The sequence below is a fragment of the Pseudaminobacter sp. Soil_N_29 genome (genome assembly GCF_057656055.1).
On the sequence record NZ_JBDGLC010000001.1, the window covers coordinates 497097 to 517079 of the forward strand.

At 64.2% G+C, this 19983-nt stretch carries 22 protein-coding genes; 5 read left to right on the top strand and 17 right to left on the bottom strand.

The window, feature by feature from the left end; all coding sequences use genetic code 11:
* Positions 1-64 precede the first annotated feature (64 nt).
* A complete protein-coding gene (locus AC3A4H_RS02325; RefSeq protein ID WP_487765246.1) occupies positions 65-667 on the bottom strand; it encodes a YqgE/AlgH family protein in 603 nt (200 codons plus the stop codon).
* 149 nt (positions 668-816) lie between these two features.
* On the opposite strand from AC3A4H_RS02325, the gene AC3A4H_RS02330 reads away from it, so the two are divergent.
* Positions 817-1623, top strand: a complete 807-nt coding sequence (locus AC3A4H_RS02330) for a protein-disulfide reductase DsbD domain-containing protein (RefSeq protein ID WP_487765247.1) — start codon at positions 817-819, stop codon at positions 1621-1623.
* A gap of 105 nt (positions 1624-1728) precedes the next feature.
* Entirely contained in the window at positions 1729-2211 is a 483-nt protein-coding gene (locus AC3A4H_RS02335) for a redoxin family protein (RefSeq protein WP_487765248.1), read from the top strand.
* A gap of 69 nt (positions 2212-2280) precedes the next feature.
* Here the strand turns inward: AC3A4H_RS02335 and rnhA are convergent, their stop codons facing one another.
* The 11 genes from rnhA to coxB all read right to left on the bottom strand — a co-directional run bounded on the left by rnhA (position 2281) and on the right by coxB (position 11275).
* Positions 2281-2718, bottom strand: a complete 438-nt coding sequence (gene rnhA, locus AC3A4H_RS02340) for a ribonuclease HI (protein ID WP_348778199.1) — start codon at positions 2716-2718, stop codon at positions 2281-2283.
* Positions 2715-3677, bottom strand: a complete 963-nt coding sequence (locus AC3A4H_RS02345; RefSeq protein WP_487765249.1) for a homoserine kinase — start codon at positions 3675-3677, stop codon at positions 2715-2717. The genes rnhA and AC3A4H_RS02345 overlap by 4 nt, the downstream gene beginning before the upstream one ends.
* Positions 3677-4690 (bottom strand): 4-hydroxy-3-methylbut-2-enyl diphosphate reductase, encoded by a 1014-nt coding sequence (ispH, locus tag AC3A4H_RS02350; RefSeq protein WP_487765250.1) that lies wholly within the window; start codon positions 4688-4690, stop codon positions 3677-3679. The genes AC3A4H_RS02345 and ispH overlap by 1 nt, the downstream gene beginning before the upstream one ends.
* 69 nt (positions 4691-4759) lie before the next feature.
* Complete coding sequence (locus tag AC3A4H_RS02355) at positions 4760-5521, bottom strand: SURF1 family protein (protein WP_487765251.1); 762 nt, start codon at positions 5519-5521, stop codon at positions 4760-4762.
* Positions 5518-5916, bottom strand: a complete 399-nt coding sequence (locus AC3A4H_RS02360) for a DUF983 domain-containing protein (protein WP_487765252.1) — start codon at positions 5914-5916, stop codon at positions 5518-5520. The genes AC3A4H_RS02355 and AC3A4H_RS02360 overlap by 4 nt, the downstream gene beginning before the upstream one ends.
* 100 nt (positions 5917-6016) lie before the next feature.
* Positions 6017-6901: a cytochrome c oxidase subunit 3 gene (locus AC3A4H_RS02365; protein WP_348778194.1), complete on the bottom strand. Its 885-nt coding sequence runs from the start codon at positions 6899-6901 to the stop codon at positions 6017-6019.
* A 1-nt stretch (position 6902) separates the two neighbouring features.
* Complete coding sequence (locus AC3A4H_RS02370; protein ID WP_487765253.1) at positions 6903-7538, bottom strand: cytochrome c oxidase assembly protein; 636 nt, start codon at positions 7536-7538, stop codon at positions 6903-6905.
* Positions 7539-7546: 8 nt separating this feature from the next.
* Positions 7547-7705 carry a hypothetical protein gene (locus AC3A4H_RS02375; RefSeq protein WP_348778192.1) on the bottom strand — a complete coding sequence of 53 codons (159 nt, stop codon included), beginning with the start codon at positions 7703-7705 and terminating at the stop codon, positions 7547-7549.
* A 2-nt stretch (positions 7706-7707) separates the two neighbouring features.
* Entirely contained in the window at positions 7708-8652 is a 945-nt protein-coding gene (locus tag AC3A4H_RS02380) for a heme o synthase (RefSeq protein ID WP_487765254.1), read from the bottom strand.
* A 69-nt stretch (positions 8653-8721) separates the two neighbouring features.
* Entirely contained in the window at positions 8722-10371 is a 1650-nt protein-coding gene (gene ctaD / locus AC3A4H_RS02385) for a cytochrome c oxidase subunit I (RefSeq protein ID WP_348778190.1), read from the bottom strand.
* Between the two features lie 37 nt (positions 10372-10408).
* Complete coding sequence (gene coxB, locus AC3A4H_RS02390) at positions 10409-11275, bottom strand: cytochrome c oxidase subunit II (RefSeq protein ID WP_487765255.1); 867 nt, start codon at positions 11273-11275, stop codon at positions 10409-10411.
* A 353-nt stretch (positions 11276-11628) separates the two neighbouring features.
* Here coxB and AC3A4H_RS02395 point away from each other — a divergent pair, with 353 nt between their 5' ends.
* The 3 genes from AC3A4H_RS02395 to AC3A4H_RS02405 all read left to right on the top strand — a co-directional run bounded on the left by AC3A4H_RS02395 (position 11629) and on the right by AC3A4H_RS02405 (position 14481).
* A complete protein-coding gene (locus AC3A4H_RS02395) occupies positions 11629-12186 on the top strand; it encodes an invasion associated locus B family protein (RefSeq protein ID WP_487765256.1) in 558 nt (185 codons plus the stop codon).
* A 139-nt stretch (positions 12187-12325) separates the two neighbouring features.
* Positions 12326-13738, top strand: coding sequence for a metalloprotease TldD (tldD, locus tag AC3A4H_RS02400; RefSeq protein ID WP_487765257.1), 1413 nt, complete (start codon positions 12326-12328; stop codon positions 13736-13738).
* Positions 13739-13740: 2 nt separating this feature from the next.
* A complete protein-coding gene (locus AC3A4H_RS02405; RefSeq protein WP_487765258.1) occupies positions 13741-14481 on the top strand; it encodes an NAD-dependent deacylase in 741 nt (246 codons plus the stop codon).
* A 16-nt stretch (positions 14482-14497) separates the two neighbouring features.
* On the opposite strand, the gene AC3A4H_RS02410 is transcribed toward AC3A4H_RS02405, so the two are convergent.
* The 5 genes from AC3A4H_RS02410 to AC3A4H_RS02430 all read right to left on the bottom strand — a co-directional run bounded on the left by AC3A4H_RS02410 (position 14498) and on the right by AC3A4H_RS02430 (position 19889).
* The gene (locus AC3A4H_RS02410; protein ID WP_487765259.1) at positions 14498-15739 is read right to left on the bottom strand and encodes a class I SAM-dependent RNA methyltransferase; all 1242 of its coding nucleotides are present in this window, start codon (positions 15737-15739) and stop codon (positions 14498-14500) included.
* Positions 15736-16497: a TlyA family RNA methyltransferase gene (locus AC3A4H_RS02415; RefSeq protein ID WP_487765260.1), complete on the bottom strand. Its 762-nt coding sequence runs from the start codon at positions 16495-16497 to the stop codon at positions 15736-15738. Before AC3A4H_RS02415 ends, AC3A4H_RS02410 begins: the two co-directional genes overlap by 4 nt.
* Positions 16498-16552: 55 nt before the next feature.
* Positions 16553-16852: a hypothetical protein gene (locus tag AC3A4H_RS02420; protein ID WP_487765261.1), complete on the bottom strand. Its 300-nt coding sequence runs from the start codon at positions 16850-16852 to the stop codon at positions 16553-16555.
* 99 nt (positions 16853-16951) lie between these two features.
* Positions 16952-18865 carry a 1-deoxy-D-xylulose-5-phosphate synthase gene (gene dxs / locus AC3A4H_RS02425; protein ID WP_487765262.1) on the bottom strand — a complete coding sequence of 638 codons (1914 nt, stop codon included), beginning with the start codon at positions 18863-18865 and terminating at the stop codon, positions 16952-16954.
* A gap of 103 nt (positions 18866-18968) precedes the next feature.
* Positions 18969-19889 carry a pirin family protein gene (locus AC3A4H_RS02430; protein WP_487765263.1) on the bottom strand — a complete coding sequence of 307 codons (921 nt, stop codon included), beginning with the start codon at positions 19887-19889 and terminating at the stop codon, positions 18969-18971.
* Positions 19890-19983: the final 94 nt, after the last annotated feature.

Here is a 19983-nt window from a genome sequence, read left to right on the forward strand (position 1 = left end):
GGGTGTGCAGCGCCGGCCGGGTTCATTCATACGGCCGGTTGGTCACACGCAGCCTAGGTTGGCTTCAGGCGTGCCCGGCGTCGCTGCTCAGATGGGCCAGGTCCACCCCGAGCGAAGCCAGCAGCCGGTCGTATTTGCGGTCGATGTCGGCGTCGAACAGGAACTCCGGCTTGGCGGGGCAGGTCAGCCAGCCGTTCTGTGCGATCTCGTTTTCCAGTTGCCCCGCGGCCCAACCGGCATAGCCCAGGGCCATCAGCGCCTGGCGCGGTCCGCGCCCGATCGATATCGCGCGCAAAATGTCCACTGTCGCCGTCAGGCAAACGCTGTCCGAAATCGGCAGCGAGGATTCAACCCTGTAATCGTCGCTGTGAAGCACGAAACCGCGGCTGCGGTCGACCGGGCCGCCATTGCGCACCACGATATCGCGCGCCGGCGAAGGCAGGCGGATCGCCTCCTGCTCGTCCAATATGCCAAGCTGCACGAGCAGGTCGGGGAACAGCAGCTCCTGGCTTTGGTTGATAATGAGCCCCATGGCCCCCTCTTCCGAGTGGGCGCAGATATAGATCACGGAGCGCGCAAACCGCTCGTCCTTCATGCCCGGCATGGCAATCAGGAACTGGTCATCGAGAAAGCCTCGGCTGGTCTTTTTCTGGTTCGGAATGTCCATTGGAAAAACCTAGTCCGTTTTCGCCACACTTGAAAGATACGAGATGCGCGAACCGAGGCACGGGGATTCGCATGGCTTCACGCAAAAATGATATCTGCTACACCAGCCCTCGTGTTGCGAAACCCTCCCGGCCGGGGCAAACCGTAGCCATGAAGCACGTCACAGCCGCAGCACTCGCTCTCGTTGTCGCCGCAGCGTGGAGCGGCCCCGCTTACTCATCGTCCACCGACTGGTTCGAGGCGCAGGGCGGCCGCATAAGGCTGGTCACCACCGGCATGCCGGATGCGCAAGGGCGCCTCAAGGGCGTACTCGACATCCATCTCGATCCGGGCTGGAAGACCTATTGGCGCGATCCCGGCGATGCCGGCGTGCCGCCATCGCTGAACATCACCGGCAGCACAAATGTTTCCGGCGCGGAGGTCAGCTTTCCGGCGCCGCAGCGCCATGACGACGGCTATTCGCTCTGGGCCGGCTATGATCGCTCCATTGCGCTGCCGATCACGTTCCACATCGCCTCGCCGGACAAACCGGCAGTGATTTCCGCCGATGTGTTCCTCGGCATATGCGAGGCGATCTGCATCCCCGTCCACGCGAACTTCACGCTTGACCCCGCAAGCGCGCCCGACGATCTGGCCGACGCCACCAGCGTCGCAAGGGCCATCCAGGCCCTGCCGATGGCTGCGCGGTCCGACTTCGGAGCAACCATCGTCGGGCAAGACGACAAGACCCTGCTCGTGGCCGCTGACCTGCCTTTCGGAGCCGCTTCTGCCGAGCTCTTCCTGGCGGGCGACGACGGCTACGTCTTTGCGGCTCCCAAGCGCAACGAGAAGAATGGCAAGACCGTCTTCTCCGTCGAAGTGCTCGACCGCCCCGCCCTCAACCCCGCCGCCGGCGGCCTGCACTACACGCTGGTCACCGACCGAGGCGCGGTCAGCGGCATTCTCCCCTACCCTTGAGAGTTACCCACACGGCTCTGCCGATGCCGCCGGCTCCGTGATTGTCTCTCGAGCAATATGCCGTTACCCAAAGATGGCGATCAATCACGATCAGGGAGTGCAAGCATGATCACCGTTGGCGACAAACTGCCGGAAGCCACCTTCAAGACCGTCACCGCCGACGGCGCCAAGAGCCTCACCACCGCCGAAATCTTCGGCGGCAAGAAGGTGGTGCTGTTCGGCGTGCCGGGCGCCTTTACCCCCACCTGCAGCAACAACCACCTGCCCGGCTATCTGGAAAACCACGACGCAATCATCGCGCGCGGAGTCGATACCATCGCCGTCGTGGCGGTGAACGATCATTTCGTCATGGACGCCTGGGCCCGCGCCACCGAAAGCAATGGCAAGATCCTCTTCCTGGCCGATGGCAACGCCGATTTCGTGCGCGCGGCCGGTTTGGACATGGATCTCAGCGCAGGCGGGCTCGGCACGCGCTCGAAGCGCTTTTCCATGATCGTGGAGGACGGCAAGGTGACCGCGCTCAATGTCGAGGATGCGCCGGGTCAAGCCGTCGAGTCGGGCGCTGCCAAGCTGCTCGAGCAGCTCTGACGGTTTCGGGCGCGCGTCGGCCCTTGCCGCGCGCGCCTTGCTCGCCACCGTGCCCCGCGAGGCAGGTGGCTACTTCTTGAACGGCGCCATGCCCATGCGTGCCAGTTCGTCGGCGCGTTCGTTTTCCGGGTGGCCGGCATGGCCCTTCACCCAGTTCCAGGTCACCTTGTGGCGCCTGTTGGCCTCGTCCAGCGCCTGCCACAGCTCGCCATTCTTCACCGGCTTCTTGTCCGCCGTCTTCCAGCCGTTCTTCTTCCAGCCATGGATCCACTTGGAAATGCCGTCCATGACGTATTTGCTGTCTGTGTGAAGCTCCACCGTGCAGGGCTCCTTCAGCGCGTTCAGCGCCGAGATTGCCGCCAGCAATTCCATGCGATTGTTGGTGGTCTGGGCTTCGCCGCCGGAAAGCTCCTTGGTCACGCCGTTGAAACGCAGGATCGCACCCCAGCCGCCGGGCCCCGGATTGCCCGAGCAGGCGCCGTCCGTGAATATCTCGACCGTCTTCATTTCAGGCCGTACTCCGAAGCCGAGGTGATCTGCCGATGGAAGCGCACGCGGCGGATGAACTCCATGGGGTCGCGCTTCTGCACCAGCGCCCCGTCCGGTATCGTCAGCCAGTCGTAGAGCCTGGTCAGCATGAAGCGCAACGCAGAGCCGCGCGCCAGTATCGGCATCGCCGACTTTTCGGCTTCGCTCAGCGGCCGCACGGACTGGTAGCCGGCCAGCAACGCCGTGCTCTTGGTCAGGTTGTAGGAATTGTCCTTCTCGAAGCACCAGGCGTTCAGGCAGGTCGCCAAGTCATAGGCATAGATATCGTTGCAGGCGAAATAGAAGTCGATCAGGCCCGACAGCCGGTCGCCCAGGAAAAACACATTGTCCGGGAACAGGTCGGCATGGATGATGCCCGATGGCAGGTCCTTCGGCCAGTTGCGTTCGAATTCGGCGAAGTCGCCATCGACCTCTTCCGCCAGGCCCGGCTCCACCTCGTCGGCGCGGTCGTGCGAGCCCGCCCACAGCTTGCGCCAGCCGGCAATGTCGAGCGCGTTGGGGCGCGACATGGGAAAGTCCATGCCGGCAACATGCAGGCTCGCCAGCGCCTTGCCCACCTCGCGGCAATGCGCCACCGTGGGCCGGCGCATCCACATCCCTTCCAGGAAAGTGATCACAGCGGCCGTGCGCCCGGCCAGCATGCCAGTCACGCTGCCGTCGCGGCGATGAACCGGCAGCGGGCAGGATATGCCCTTGCGCGCCAGGTGCTCCATCAGGCCAAGGAAGAACGGCAGGTCGGATTCGTCGACACGCTTCTCGTAAAGGGTCAGGATGTAGGACCCGCTGGTGGTGTGAAGCAGGAAGTTGGAATTCTCCGAGCCTTCCGCGATTCCCTTGTAGGAAAGCAGATCGCCTATCGAATAGTTTTGGAGAAAGGCCCCGAGTTCGCTCTCGGAAACGTCCGTATAGACCGCCATCACGCGTTCCCGTTCAGGAACGCCATGTCCGACGGCGCCAGTTCGACATCGCGCAATGCGCTCATGACCGGGAAATGCTCCGTTTCCGTTGCCGTCACCGCCAGTTCGACCGACACGTCGAACCGCTCGCGGAAGGCATTGATGATCTCGTCGACGACGATCTCCGGCGCGGATGCCCCCGCCGAGAGGCCTAGTGTCGAAATATGGGGAATGTCATCCCATGGAATCTCGGACGCACGCTGGACCAGAAGCGACATCTTCGCGCCGGCACGTTCGGCCACTTCCACGAGCCGCTTGGAATTGGACGAGTTGGGCGCTCCGACCACCAGGAACAGGTCGGCGTCAGGTGCCGCCTGCTTCACCGCCTCCTGGCGGTTGGTGGTGGCGTAGCAGATCGATTCGGCCGCCGGCGCCTTGATGGATGGGAACTTCGTCTCCAGCGCGCGGATCAGGCCGGCAGTGTCTTCCACCGAAAGTGTTGTCTGGGTCACGAAGCCCAGCGCCTCTGGATCGGATGGCTCGAAGGCTGCCACATCGGCTTCAGTCTCGATCAGCGTCACCGAGCCTTCCGGCAACTGGCCCATCGTGCCGATGACCTCCGGATGTCCGGAATGGCCGATCAGCAGCACATGGCGGCCGAGCCGCTGGTGGCGCATGGCCTGCTTGTGCACCTTCGAAACCAGCGGACAGGTGGCGTCCAGATAAAAAAGCTGGCGCGCCTGCGCGTCGGCAGGCACCGACTTCGGCACGCCGTGCGCCGAGAACACCACCGGCGCGTCGCGATGCTCGGCCGGAATCTCGTGCAGTTCCTCGATGAAGACCGCGCCGAGATTCTGCAGCCCTTCCACGACGAAGCGGTTGTGTACGATCTCATGGCGCACATAGACCGGCGCGCCATACTTCTTCAGCGCAAGCACCACGATGTGGATGGCGCGCTCGACGCCGGCACAGAACCCCCGCGGCTGGCAGAGCAGGAGCGTCAGGGGCGGCTTGTTGGAAGAAATATCAGGCATGATGTCCGGTCTGTTTCAACGATGTCGAAATGAGGTCTGCACCGTGCTTCTGTCAAGGGCGGCTGGCCGTCACGCCCGCCCGCCCCGGCGCGAGCGCCACAGCCACGCGCCCAGCACACCGGCCAACGCCGCCGCCAGGCCATACCAGGTCACGGCGTATTGCAGGTGGTTGTTGGGCAGGTCGATGATCGTTACACCGCCGATCGGCATTCCGCCCGGGTTGGGCGCCTTGTCGGCGTCGATGAAGAAGGGAAGCACCTTCGCCTGCGGCGGCAGCCCCGCCGTCGCCGTCATGGCGCCGAGGTCCTTCCAGTAAAAGATGTTCTTGGCCGTGTCGTTGTCCGGGATCAGCGCTGAGGGCTTTTCCGTCAGCGGGTTGCGGGCCAGGCCGTTGACCGTGACCGTGCCGGCAACCTGGCCCTGCGGCCTGGTCGCCGCGTCTTTCATCTCGTAGGGGACAAAACCCCGGTTGACGAACACGTAGCGGCCGTCTGCCAGCATCAGGGGCGTATAGACGAAGAAGCCCGAGCGGCCATCATGGGTGGCGAAGAAGTGCCTTTCGGCCTGGTGCTGGAACTCGCCGCTCACCGTCACCGGCCAGTAGTCGATGTCGCCGGTCGACGCGAACTTCGCCTCGGCGTCGGCAAGCGGCAGCGGCGGCAAATGCACCCGCTCGGCGATGGTGGCGATCAAACCTTCCTTCCACTGCAGCCGCTGCACCTGCCAGGTTCCGAGCCCGAGCAGCACCGCCAGGCCGATAACCCCCAGCACCAAAGCGGGCCAGCGTGCCGGCGCCTTGCGCCCCGTCGAAAGATCGGCTTGCTTGCTCATCGCGGATGCTCCAGGCGCCCTTCGGCTGCCTTGTTGCGGTATTGCAGCGTGATCAGAATTCCCTTGATCAGCCGCAGCGCAGTCAGGCCGAGCGCCAGCGTCAGCGGTACCCATAGCAGGAAATGCACCCACAGCGGCGGATTGAGCGCAACCTCCATCCACAGCGCCAGCGCCACCACAATGAAGCCGATGATGAGAATGACGAACACCGCTGGCCCATCGCCGGCGTCGGCAAAGGAATAGTCCAGCCGGCAGGTGCCGCAGCGCGGCGCGACCGTCAGGAAGCCGGAGAAGAGCCTGCCTTCGCCGCAGCGCGGGCAGCACCCACGCAGGCCAGCGGAGAACGGCTCCACCGGCGGCCAGAGCGCCTGATCGTCGTGCTGGGGCTGCGTCATGTAGGGTCTCCGTTTCGGCCACCGCGACGCGGGGGCCCGAGAAATGGAAAAGGCGGCCGTGTGGCCACGACCGCCTTTCCTTTTATCAGATCATTGCGCCTTAGTGGGCAATCGTCGCGCCAACCGACGCCCAGACGTAGATGCTGGCGAACAGGAACAGCCACACCACGTCAACGAAGTGCCAGTACCAGGCGGCAGCCTCAAGGCCGAAATGCTGCTTCGGCGTGAAGTCGCCGCGCATCGCACGCAGCAGGCACACCAGCAGGAAGATCGTGCCGATGATCACGTGGAAGCCATGGAAGCCCGTGGCCATGAAGAAGGTCGCGCCGTAGATCGAGTCGTGGAAGTTGAACGGCGCGTGCATGTATTCGTATGCCTGCACGAAGGTGAAGAGCACGCCAAGTCCAACCGTGATTGCCAGGCCGTTCACCAGACCCTTGCGGTCGTTGTGCAGCAGGGCGTGGTGAGCCCAGGTAACGGCCGTGCCCGACAGCAGCAGGATGATGGTGTTGTAGAGCGGCAGGTGGAAAGGATCGAGAACCTCGATGCCCTTCGGCGGCCAGATGCCCCCGGTGTAGGCGGCGCGAGCGTATTGCTCGGTCTCGGCCGGGAAGAGGCTGGCGTCAAAGAACGCCCAGAACCAGGCGACGAAGAACATCACCTCGGAGGCGATGAACATGATCATGCCATAGCGCAGGTGCAGCGAAACCACGCGGGTGTGGTGTCCCTCATGCGCTTCCTTCACCGTGTCCGACCACCACGCATACATGGTGTAGAGAACGATGAGCACGCCCACCGCAAAGACCCAGTACCTGGCATGTGCCAGGTCGAGGCCCAGGAACGGGAAGCTGCCCTGCTTCATGGCCTGCATCCAGGCGACGCCGCCAATGGCCATGACGAGAGCGCCGATGGAGCCCAGCAGGGGCCACGGGCTAGGATCTATGATGTGATAGTCGTGTTGTGGTTTGGAATGCGCGTCAGCCATCTCAGCCCCCGAGGTTTCCGTCGGTGTTTTCGTTTGTCTTGAGGTATCCGGCCTGCGGCGCGTTGGCCATCGGCTTTGCCCCCTCAATCGGGAAGAAAGTGTAAGAAAGGGTGATCGTCTTCACGTCCTTCAGTTCCGGCACGTTGACGATGTCGGGATCGACGTAGAAGACCACCGGCATGTCCAGCGTTTCGCCGGGCTTCAAGGTCGTGTCGGTGAAGCAGAAGCACTCCACCTTGTTGAAATAGGCGCCCGCCAGTTCGGGCGTGACGTTGAAAGTCGCGCGGCCGGCGGTCGGCACATCGAAGCTGTTGGTTGCCGTGTAGTGCGCCTGCGCGGTCTCGCCGATCTTGATGGAGATCTCGCGCGCCACCGGCTTGAACGACCACGGCAGCCCGCCCGCCGTGTTTGCGTCGAACCGGACGGTCACCTTCTGGTCCAGCACCCGGTCTGAATACTGGTCGACACGCTGCGTCGTGCCGCCATAACCGGTCACGCGGCAGAACATCGAGTAGAGCGGCACGGCCGCATAGGACATGCCCACCATGCCGGCGATGAATGCCAGGCAGATGCCAGCGACCCGCTTGTTGGAGCTTTGCGTCTTCTGATCGGTTGTCGTCACGTTGTCACGGTTCATGGCGACCCTCAAAACGTACGGTCCAGAATCGCCGGACCAAACTTGATGATCGTTGCGACGTAGAAGATGACCACCAGAAGGGCAAGCCCGAGCCCGATCGCGATCGAGCGGCTGCGACGCGCCTTGCGCTGGCTTTCGGTGAGGGTGACCATTTCAGGTTCTGTCATGGCTATACTCCTGGCATCGCGAGCAAGCGCTCGACGATACTGTCCGCGAGATAGGCGGCGAAGATGCCGAACAGGTAGAGCAGCGAATAGCCGAACATCGCCTTGGCGGGCTTCATGGTCCGGTCGCTGTCAGGCATGAGCAGCACTTTCCAGGCATACCAGATAAAGCCGAGGCCGAGCGCGATCGCCACGACACCGTAGGCAACGGAGGTATAGCCGAGCAGCCAGGGCAGGACGCCCACGGGGGCGGTCAGAAGCGTATAGGCGAAGATCTGCCGGCGCGTCGAGGCAGCACCCGCCACATTCGGCATCATGGGCACGCCGGCGCGGCTGTAGTCTTCCGACTTGAACAACGCCAGCGCCCAGAAGTGCGGCGGGGTCCACAGGAAGATGATCAGGAAAAGAATGACGCTTTCGAGGCTGATCGAGCCGGTTGCGGCCGCCCAGCCGACAATCGGCGGGAAGGCGCCGGCGGCGCCGCCGATGACGATGTTCTGCGGCGTCCAGCGCTTCAGCCAGATCGTGTAGACCACCGCATAGAAGAAGATGGTGAAGGCGAGAAGCGCGGCCGAAACCCAGTTGACCAGCACGCCCAGCGTCAGCACCGACAATAACGAGAGAATGACACCGAAGCCCAGCGCTTCGCCGGGCAGCACGCGGCCAGACGGCACCGGCCGCTTGGCGGTGCGCGTCATGACTGCGTCGATATCGGCGTCGTACCACATGTTCAGCGCGCCCGAGGCCCCTGCCCCGATCGCGATGGCCAGTATGGCCACGACGGCGATGAACGGATTTATGGACACCGGGGCGGCCATCAGGCCGACAAAGGCGGTGAACACGACGAGCGACATCACGCGCGGCTTCAGCAGCGCGATGAAATCGCCGGCCGTGGCTTCCGACATGCGGAAACCACCATCGTGCAACGTGCTCTTTTCAACCAGGGCCATACCAACCGGGTCCATTTCTGTTTGTCGAAACCGCCGGCGACCGGCGGTTTCGCGTTTGTCATGCGCTTCTTACTTGATGCGCGGCAGTTCTTCCCACTGGTGGAACGGCGGCGGCGAAGAAAGCTGCCATTCCAGCGTGGTCGCACCTTCGCCCCACGGATTGGCCCCGGCCACGCGCTTCTTGGCGAAAGCCTCGAACACGCCGAACAGGAAGACCAGGAAGGCGAAGGCCGAGATATAGGAGCCGTAAGACGACACCTGGTTCCAGCCCGCGAACGCATCCGGATAGTCGATGTAGCGGCGCGGCATGCCGGCCAGACCCAGGAAGTGCTGCGGGAAGAAGATCAGGTTCACGCCGATGAACGTGATCCAGAAGTGGGTGTTGGCGATCACCGGCGAGTACATGTAGCCGGTCATCTTCGGGAACCAGTAGTACCAGGCCGCGAAGATGGCGAACACGGCACCCAGCGACAGCACGTAGTGGAAGTGCGCCACGACGTAGTAGGTGTCATGCAGCGAGCGGTCGAGGCCGGCATTGGCCAACTGCACGCCGGTCATGCCGCCGACGGTGAACATGAAGATGAAGCCGATCGACCACAGCATGGGCGCCTTGAAGGAGATCGAGCCGCCCCACATCGTGGCGATCCACGAGAAGATCTTCACGCCGGTCGGCACCGCAATTACCATCGTGGCGAACACGAAGTAGCGCTGCGTGTCGAGCGACAGGCCGGTGGTGTACATGTGGTGAGCCCACACGATGAAGCCGACCGCACCGATCGCCACCATGGCGTAGGCCATGCCTAGGTAGCCGAAGATCGGCTTGCGCGAGAAGGTCGCGATGATGTGGCTGACGATGCCGAAGCCCGGCAGAATCAGAATGTAGACTTCCGGGTGACCGAAGAACCAGAACAGGTGCTGGTACAGGATCGGGTCGCCGCCGCCTTCCGGAGAGAAGAACGCGGTGCCGAAGTTGCGGTCGGTCAGCAGCATGGTGATGCCACCAGCCAGAACCGGCAGCGACAGCAGCAGCAGGAACGCGGTGATCAGCACGGCCCAGGCAAACAGCGGCATCTTGTGCAGCGTCATGCCGGGAGCGCGCATGTTGAAGATGGTGGTGATGAAGTTGATCGCACCCAGGATCGACGAAGCACCGGCGATGTGAACCGAAAGGATCGCCAGGTCCATCGCGGGGCCGGGCTGGCCCGACGTCGCGAAGGGCGGATACATCGTCCAGCCGCCGCCGACACCCCATCCGCCGGCCGGGCCGGGGACGAAGAACGACATCAGGAGCAGGATGAAGGCAGGAACCAGCAGCCAGAACGAGATGTTGTTCATGCGCGGGAACGCCATGTCCGGCGCACCGATCATGATCGGAACCATCCAGTTGGCGAAGCCACCGATCAGCGCGGGCATAACCATGAAGAAGATCATGATGAGGCCGTGCATGGTGGTGAACACATTGAACATGTGCTTGCCGGAGTCGATCGCGGCATCCCCCTCGACGCCATAGACCATCGACGCGAGGCCGTGGAAAATCTGGATACCCGGCTCGGCCAGCTCCCAGCGGATCATCACCGACATGAAGCCGCCGATGATGCCGGCGAAGATCGCAAAGATCAGGTAGAGGGTGCCGATGTCTTTATGGTTGGTCGAATACAACCAGCGAACCAAGCCACGCGGCTTGTGATCGTGGATGTCGTGAACTGCAGCGCCTGCCATGTTCCGCTCCATTCCTAATTTCTATTCGGACGCAGCATCAATTGCCGGCGGCCGCCACCTTTGCAGTGGATTCAATCTCAGCCATCAGCGCCTTGTTGGCACCGCTCAAATCGGTCTTGGCCTGCGCAGCCCAGGTCTCGTACTGCTTGTCCGAAACGACGCGCACGGCGATCGGCATGAAGGCGTGGTCCTTGCCGCAAAGCTCGGAGCACTGGCCGTAATACAGGCCTTCCTTCTTCGCCTTGAACCAGATCTCGTTGATACGACCCGGCACGGCGTCCGTCTTCACGCCGAAAGCCGGCATGGCGAAGGCATGGATCACGTCGCTGGCGGTCACGAGAACACGAACCATCGTGTCGACAGGCACGACGATCTCGTTGTCGACCGCGAGAAGACGCGGATAGACAGCCAGATCCTCCTTGCCTTCCGCGGCGCGGTCGGCGTCGGCCAGCATGGCCGAGTTGAAGGAGAAAGGCTCGTCAGTCTGATACTCGTAGTCCCAGTTCCACTGGTTGCCGGTCGCCTTGACCGTCACCTTGGCCTCTTCGCCCGGCGAATACTGCGCGGTCAGCAACTGAAACGAGGGAACAGCGATGAACAGCAGAGCGACAACCGGACCGACGGTCCAGATGACCTCGATCAGCGTGTTGTGGCTCGTGCGCGACGGAACCGGGTTCGCACCCGCGCGGAAACGCAGGACGCAGTACAGCAGCAGCAGCAGCACCAACAACGTGATCGGCACAATGAACCACAGGGTGTACTGCTCAAACCACGCGATCTGCTCCATGATACCCGTGGCGGCAGGCTGGAACCCGGTCTGCCAAGGCGTCGGCTGCGCCGCGTAAGCCGCGGCGGTGGCGAAAAAAGCTGCCGCGGCGCCAGCACTTGCAAGAATTTTTTTCATCGCCCTCTTTGTCTCCCAATTTCGTGCTTACGTCCGCACGAATGATAAAGCGCATCGGGACGGGGAATCCCGATGGTCCTAAAGTGGGTTCAAACCATACTCTCTTTCCGACCGCAAGAAAGGAGCACAAGAACCCGTGCGGCATTTTTGCGCGCAAGGGCGTGGAAGTCCCCGCTTCCAAGACTTGTTCACAGCCTCTATGCTGATCTTTTGGAAAGCACCACCCTTTCCCCTCCCTCAGCCAACTGGCTGCAAAGACGCCCGAAACGGCGCAATTGGTTGGTTCGGCCATCCTGTTGCCGTATAGTTTTAGTTGTCACGCTCGGTGTCGTGCGATTCGCAATGGAGCCATCATGATCCCTCGCCTTTCGGGAAACTTGGCGAAGTTCTTTCTGTTTGCCACGCTCGCTGGCTTCGCCATGTCGGCAGGCGCCCAGGAACAGCCGGCCGGGCAGCCTCAGGCAAAGCCTTCCCAGCCGCAGGGTGGCTCGGTGCGCTCCACCCATGGCGCCTGGTCGATTATCTGCGACACGCCGGCAGGCGCCACAGCCGAGCAATGCGTGATGATGCAGAACGTCATCGCCGAGGACCGGCCTGAGATCGGCCTTTCCGTGGTGGTGCTGCGCACGGCTGACAACAAGGCCGAAATCCTGCGCGTCCTGGCGCCGCTGGGCGTCCTTCTGCCCAACGGCCTCGGCCTCAACATCGATGGCAAGGACATTGGCCGCGCCTACTTCGTGCGCTGCTTCGGCGACGGCTGCTATGCCGAGGTCATCCTTGAAAAGCCGCTTCTCGACACGCTGAAGACCGGCACCTCGGCCACCTTCATCGTCTTCCAAACGCCGGAAGAAGGCGTCGGCATCCCGGTCGACCTCAAGGGCTTTGGCGAAGGATTTGCCGCGCTGCCCTGATTTCGGCGACAGGTCCGGCAGCATGAAGGGGCGCAAATCGCGCCCCTTTTTCATTGAACCGGCAATTCGCATTGCCGAAAGCCATCGGCGCGCCTACATCGTGGGTCGACTGCCATCTCGCAAGCGAGGCGAACGCGCCATGAACAGCCTTCTCGGCCAATTCGACATCTCCGAAGACCAGATCCGCCGCATCGTCGGCGAAACCATTGGCGGCACGGACGACGGCGAGCTGTTTCTCGAATATCGCGAGAGCGAGTCGCTGATGTTCGACAACGGCCGCCTGAAGACCGCCAATTTCAACACTGATCAAGGCTTTGGCCTTCGCGCGGTTGCCGGCGAGGCCACGGGCTACGCCCATTCCAGCGAATTGTCGGAAGCATCGCTGCGCCGCGCGGCCGACGCCGTTTCGGCGGTCAAGGGTGGCTATTCCGGCACGCTTGCCGCGGCCCCCGCGCGCACCAATCGGCATCTTTATAGTGAGGAGAACCCGATCCCCTCGCCCAGCTTCGAGGCCAAGGCCAAGCTTCTGCAGGAGATCGACGCCTGGCTGCGCGCCAAGGACCCGCGTGTGCGTCAGGTCACCGCCGCCCTCACCTCTTCCTGGCAGCATGTCGAGATCATGCGCGCCGACGGCCAGATGGTGCGCGACGTACGCCCGCTTGTGCGCATGAACGTCTCCGTCGTGGTCGGCGAAGGCGACCGCCAGGAGACCGGCTCCTACGGAATGGGCGGCCGCAAGGGGTTTGGCGAATTCCTGGCCGAAGACAGCTGGCAGTTCGCCGCCGACGAGGCGCTGCGCCAGGCACTGGTCAACCTTCGCGCCGTCCCCGCCCCCGCCGGCACGTTCGACATCGTGCTGTCCAGCGGCTGGCCGGGCGTGATGCTGCACGAGGCCGTCGGCCACGGGCTGGAGGGCGACTTCAACCGCAAGAAGACCTCCGCATTTGCCGGCCTGATGGGCCAGCAGGTGGCAGCCAAGGGCGTAACCGTCGTCGACGACGGCACGATTGCCGAGCGCCGCGGCTCCATCACCGTCGACGACGAAGGCACGCCCAGCGCCCGCAACGTGCTGATCGAGGACGGCAAGCTGGTCGGCTACATGCAGGACCGGCAGAATGCGCGCCTGATGGGCGTTGCCGCCACCGGCAACGGCCGGCGCGAATCCTACGCCCACCAGCCCATGCCGCGCATGACGAACACCTACATGACCGGCGGCGACATGACGCCGGAGGAAATCATCTCCTCGGTCAAGAACGGCATCTACGCCGTGTCCTTCGGCGGCGGCCAGGTCGACATCACCTCCGGAAAATTCGTGTTCGGCTGCACCGAGGCCTACATGATCGAGGACGGCAAGGTCACACAGCCGATCAAGGGCGCCATGCTTATCGGCAACGGCCCCGATGCCATGCACCGCATCGCCATGGTCGGCAACGACATGAAGCTCGACCCCGGCATCGGCATGTGCGGCAAGAACGGCCAGGGCGTTCCGGTGGGCGTCGGCCAGCCGCATCTGCGCATGAACCAGATGACCGTCGGCGGAACGCGGGCCTGATCTTGTCGTTCGAGCGGATCGTCATCCTCACCGGAGCCGGCGTCTCCGCCGAGTCCGGTATTGATACCTTCCGCGACAGCGGCGGCATCTGGTCCAAGGTCGATTATCGCGACGTGGCCACGCCCGAAGGATTTGCCCGCAACCCGGCCAGGGTCCACGACTTCTACAACCAGCGCCGGCGTGGCCTGCTGCGCGTGCAGCCGAATGCGGCGCACAGGGCGCTGGCGCGCCTCGAAGCCGTTTTCGGCGGCTCGTTCCTCCTGGTCACGCAGAACATTGACGACCTGCACGAGAGCGCCGGCTCGCGCAAGCTTGCGCACATCCATGGCGAGATCAACACCGCGCTGTGCGAGGCCTGCGGCGCGCGCAGCCGCTGGTCGGGCGACATGTCGATCAATTCGCAATGCCCGCATTGCAGCACCGTCGGCCGCATGCGCGTCGACGTCGTCTGGTTCGGCGAGATGCCCTACCACATGGATAGGATCGAAGCCGCGCTCGCCACCTGCGACCTGTTCGTCTCCATCGGCACCAGCGGCAATGTCTACCCGGCAGCCGGCTTCGTCGAGCAGGCGAACGCAGCCGGCGCACATACGGTTGAGCTCAATCTCGAACCCTCGGAAGGCCATTCCAGCTTCGGCGAAGCCATCTATGGCCGGGCGACGGAGATCGTGCCCGAATTCGTCCGCCAGTTGCTCGCAGCCGAAGTCGACGCTGCCTTCGAACGCATCACCCCGCTACCGTAGCGGGTCCGCTCCGGTCTCATTTCCGCTTGCGCGGCTTCTCCAGCAAGGCCACCGCCTCGACATGCGGCGACCAAAGGAACTGGTCCACGGGCGTCACGCTCTTCAACGTATAGCCGCCATCGACCAGGATGCGCAGGTCGCGCGCCAGCGTCGCGGGGTTGCAGGACACGGCCGCCACCAGCGGAACGTCCGATTTCGCGATCTGCTTGCACTGGTCCTCCGCGCCGGCGCGCGGCGGGTCGAATGCCAGCCCGTCATAGGCGGCAAGCTCCTTGAAGGTCAGCGGGCGGCGAAACAGGTCGCGCTTTTCGATCACCACCCGCTTCAGCCCGCTGCCGAAGCGGAACCCGCGATCGAGCGCGGCGAGTGCTGCCGCATCGCCCTCGACGGCGTGAACTTCCGATTTCGCCGCCAATCTCAGTGCGAACGCCCCAGCGCCCGCAAACAGGTCGACCACCTTTTTCGCCTTCTTCAGGTGCCCGCACGCCAGCTCCGCCATCACCGCCTCTGCCGAAGCCACCGCCTGCAGGAAGCCGCCGGGCGGCGGCGCGACCGAAACTTCGCCAAAAGACACCGCCGGCTTCTTCGGCTCGACCACGATCTCGCCATCCACCGAAACCCGGGCCAGCCCCTCGCGAATGGCAAAGGCTGAGATCGCCCTGCGGGCCTTGTCCTCCAACTTGCCGGCATCCTGCGCCGCCACGTCGAGGCCGGAGTCGGTATGCGTGACGGTCAGGTGGAAGGCCTGCTGCGTGTGGCAGATCAGGGCAGCCAGCTGCCGAAGCATCTGAAGCGCCGCTTCTATCTGCGGCTCGACGATCGGGCATTCTTCGATGTCAATGATGTGGTGCGAATAGGCGCGGTTGTAACCCAGGAGCATGCCGGCCTCGGTGCGGCGTACCGAAAACACCGCGCGGCGGCGCGAATGCGGGGCGCAAGGTACGGTCGCCGACACCTCGACCTCCAGGCCGCGGCTCTTCAGCGCCTGCACGATCTTGCCGCGCTTCCAGTCCAGATAGCCCTGTTGCTCCAGATGCTGCAGCGCGCAGCCGCCGCATTCGGTGAAGTGTCGGCAAGGCGGCTCGACCCGCAGCGGCGAAGGCTCCAGCACCGCCATCAGCGTGCCGCGGTCCTTCTCGCGGGCGGCCGTCACCGTGTCGCCGGGCAGCGCGAAGGGAATGAAGAGCGGGCCCTCAGGCGTGTCGGCGACGCCGTCGCCCTGCGCGCCCAGGCGTGCGATCTGGAATCTTGTGCTCATGCCTTCACTCCGGCCAGCAGGAATTCGCGGTTGCCGTCGCCGCCTTCTATCGGTGATGGGCACAGGCCCAGCGCCCGCCAGCCGGGCTGGCCGCCCAGCCACACGGCAAGCGCCTCGGCCACGACGGGCCCATCCGCCGGATTCTTCAAGATACCGCCCTTGCCGATCGCCTCGCGGCCGGCCTCGAACTGCGGCTTCACCAGGAAAATACCATGTGCGCCGGGCCGCGCCAGCGCCAGCGCCGGCGGCAAGGCAAGCTTCAGCGAAATGAAGCTGACATCGGAAACGATCAGGTCGAGCGGGCGGCCTTCCAGCACCTCGGCGGTCAGGTCGCGCGCGTTCAGACCCTCGACGCAGCGCACGCGCGGGTCGGCCTTCAGGCTCTCATGCATCTGGCCGTGGCCGACATCGATTGCGGTCACATGCGCCGCGCCCCGCTCCAGCAGCACCTGCGTGAAGCCGCCGGTCGAGGCGCCGATGTCGAGGGCGTTGCCGCCGCGCGGATCGATGCCGAAATGCTCGAGGCCGGCAATCAGCTTCAGCGCCGCACGCGAGACATAGGCCTGCGCCGGGTCCGCCACCGTGATGGCGGCCGCGTCGGAGACGGCCTGCCCTGCCTTGGTCGCCACCACCCCGTCCACGCTCACGGTGCCGCGCTCCACGGCGTCGCGCGCCCGCGAGCGGCTGGCAAAGAACCCGCGGCTCACCAGCGCCTCGTCGAGGCGGCGGCGTGCGTCCTGTTGTTGTCCGGCTTTCATCGGCCTTCATTGGCGAAAGGCGTGGCGGAACGCAAGCGCCGTAAGTTGGCGGAACTCAGAAGGCGACGATCACCCGCGAAACCTTGCGCTCAGTCACCGGCAACTGGCCCTCGGCAAAGCGGCGGTTGAGTTCGATCCGCGTGGTTTCCAGAAAACTGTGGTTGCCGGCGGAATCATCCGGCAGGACGACGAATTCCGGCTTGCGGCGGAAGGCAAAACTGCCCCTGATCTCGCCCATCCTGCCGGCGACGATCTCCATCACCGCCTGCTCGAGCTTGACGTCATAGCGCGTCTCGGCGGCCGCCGGCGTCATCGATGCTACGAGCAAGGCCGCGCCCGCCAGAAGAATTTTCATGAGGCTCCCCCTCCTTGGGGAGAGCTCTAGCGACAGGCCGCTAAGAATCGGCCAAGAGAAAGGGTAAGCAAATGGCCAAACGCCAGCGTAAACAGCTGGTTAGGCCGAGACAGAACGCACCGAACGGCCAAGCGCGGCAAAGACCGAGCGCACGATGCCGGCGGCATCGAGACCGGCGTCGGCGTACATCTTTTCGGGCTTGGCGTGGTCGGTGAATTCGTCCGGCAGCACCAGCGGCCGCACCTTCAGGCCGGCATCGAGCAGGCCTTCCCTGGCGAGGAAGTGCAGCACGTGGCTGGCAAAGCCGCCGATGGAGCCTTCCTCCACTGTCAGCAACACCTCGTGCGAGGTAGCGAGCCGGCGCACCAGGTCCTCGTCCAGCGGCTTGGCGAAGCGTGCATCGGCCACGGTGGTCGACAGGCCTGAAGCACTCAGTTCCTCTGCCGCCAGCAGGCAGTCCTGCAGGCGCGTACCGAAGGACAGCAGCGCCACCTTGGTGCCCTCGCGAAGAATACGGCCCTTGCCGATTTCCAGCACTTGGCCGCGCTCGGGCATCTCCACACCCACGCCGTTGCCGCGCGGATAGCGGAACGCGATCGGGCCTTCGTCGTAAGCCGCGGCGGTGCGCACCATGTGGCGCAGTTCCGCCTCGTCGGCGGCAGCCATCACCACGAAATCGGGCAGCGAGGCAAGGTAGGTGGTGTCGAAGGCGCCGCAATGGGTCGGCCCGTCGGCGCCGACAAAGCCGGCGCGGTCGATGGGGAAGCGCACCGGCAGCTTCTGGATCGCCACGTCGTGCACCACCTGGTCATAGGCGCGCTGGAGGAAGGTAGAGTAAATCGCCGCGAAGGGTTTCAGCCCCTCGGCTGCAAGGCCAGCCGCGAACGTCACCGCGTGCTGCTCGGCAATGCCGACGTCGAAGGTGCGAGCCGGGAAAACCTCGCCGAATAGGTCAAGGCCGGTGCCGGAAGGCATGGCGGCGGTGATGGCGACGATCTTTTCGTCCTCGCGCGCTTCCTGGATCAGGCTCTGCGCGAAAACCTTGGTGTAGCTCGGCGCATTGGCCGGCGCCTTGGCCTGCGCGCCGGTGATGACGTCGAACTTGTTGACGCCGTGATACTTGTCGGCCGCAGCCTCGGCCGGACCGTAGCCCTTGCCCTTCTGCGTCACGACATGGATGAGCACCGGCCCGTCGGCATTGTCGCGCACGTTCTTCAGCACTGGAATCAGGTGTTCCAGATTGTGTCCGTCGATAGGGCCGATGTGGAAGAAGCCCATTTCCTCGAACAGCGTGCCGCCGGTCACATAGCCGCGCGCATGCTCCACCGCGCGGGTAATGGCGCGGTCGACGCGGGCGCCGAGATAGGAAGTCAGCTTCTTGCCGAGATCGCGGATGCCCTGATAGGCGCGGCCCGAGCCGAGACGCGCCAGATAGGCGCTCATCGCGCCGGTGGGCGGCGCAATCGACATGTCGTTGTCGTTGAGGATCACGATCATGCGCGAGTTCAGCGCGCCGGCATTGTTCATCGCCTCGTAGGCCATGCCCGCCGACATGGCGCCGTCGCCGATCACGGCAATCACGTTGTTCTTGCGCCCCTCCAGGTCGCGCGCCACGGCCATGCCGAGGCCGGCCGAGATCGACGTCGACGAGTGGCCGGTACCGAAAGTGTCGTATTCGCTCTCGGCGCGCTTGGTGAAGCCCGACAGCCCGCCCTCCTGGCGCAGCGTGCGGATGCGGTCGCGGCGCCCGGTCAGGATCTTGTGCGGATAGGCCTGATGGCCGACGTCCCAGATGATGCGGTCATCCGGCGTGTCGAACACATAGTGCAGCGCCACCGTCAGTTCGACCACGCCCAGGCCCGCGCCGAGATGCCCGCCGGTGTGCGAGACGGCGTCGATCAGTTCGGCGCGCAATTCGGAAGCCAGTTGCGGCAGATCGCTTTCGGGCAACCGCTTGAGGTCCGCAGGAATGCGCACCGTATCCAGCAGCGGCGTTTTGGGCGGCAAGGTCACGGGATTCAGCCTGTCTAATCGATCAATATCGGCTTCGGAGATAGAGTGTCGGTGCCGGAATGTAAATGAGCGCGGGCAAGATGTGGCCTTATGCCCGCAAAACTCAGCGCTCGGGCAAGGGAATGAACTCGTTCTCATCGCCCGGCACGATGTCGAAACGGCCGGTCTTCCATTCTTCCTTGGCCTGCTCGATGCGCTCCTTCGACGAGGAAACGAAGTTCCACCAGATGTAGCGCTGCGAGCCCAGCGAGGCGCCGCCGAACAGCATGAAATGCGCGCCCTCGTCGGACGACACCACGATCTCGTCGCCGGGGCGGAACACCAGCAGCCGGTCGGGCGGGAATCGGTCGCGCAGGATCGTGACGTTGCCCTCCAGCACATAGATCGCGCGCTCTTCCGCATCGGCCGGGATGCGGATCTTCGCGCCGGGCTCCAGGCGCACATCCACATAGAGCGTGTCGTGGTAGACGGTTACCGGTGAGCGATGGCCCTCGAAGTCGCCCATCACCACGCGCCCCTTTGCGCCGTCGGCGGCGAATTCGGGCAGCGCGGTATTCGCCGTGTTCTCGAAGCCCGGGGCCATTTCTTCCCTGTTGTCGGGCAGCGCAATCCAGGTCTGCAGGCCCGAGATCAAGGTCGGCGCGCTGCGGATCTCCTCCGGCGTGCGCTCGGAATGGACGATGCCGCGCCCGGCCGTCATCAGGTTCACGTCGCCGGGCGAGATCACCATCTCGGTGCCGAGCGAATCGCGGTGCCGGATCTTCCCGTCGAACAGATAGGTAACGGTGGAGAGACCGATATGCGGGTGCGGGCGCACGTCCAACGCCTGCCCGGCCCGCAGGATCGCCGGGCCCATGCGATCGAAGAAGATGAAGGGGCCGACCAATCGCCGCCGGGCGGTCGGCAGCGCCCGGCGAACCTCGAAGCCGCCAATATCCTTGGCGTTGGCGACCACCATCAGTTCCAGCGCATCGCAGGAATATGCGTTGCCCAGTTCGGGATCGGGTGCGGGAAAGAAGCTCATGGTAACCTCCAATCGGCGGCAGTCGCAAAAATCTTGCCCGCAGAGGCTACGCCGCGACGACCACGGGAGAAATACCGCGCCGCCGAGACGGATT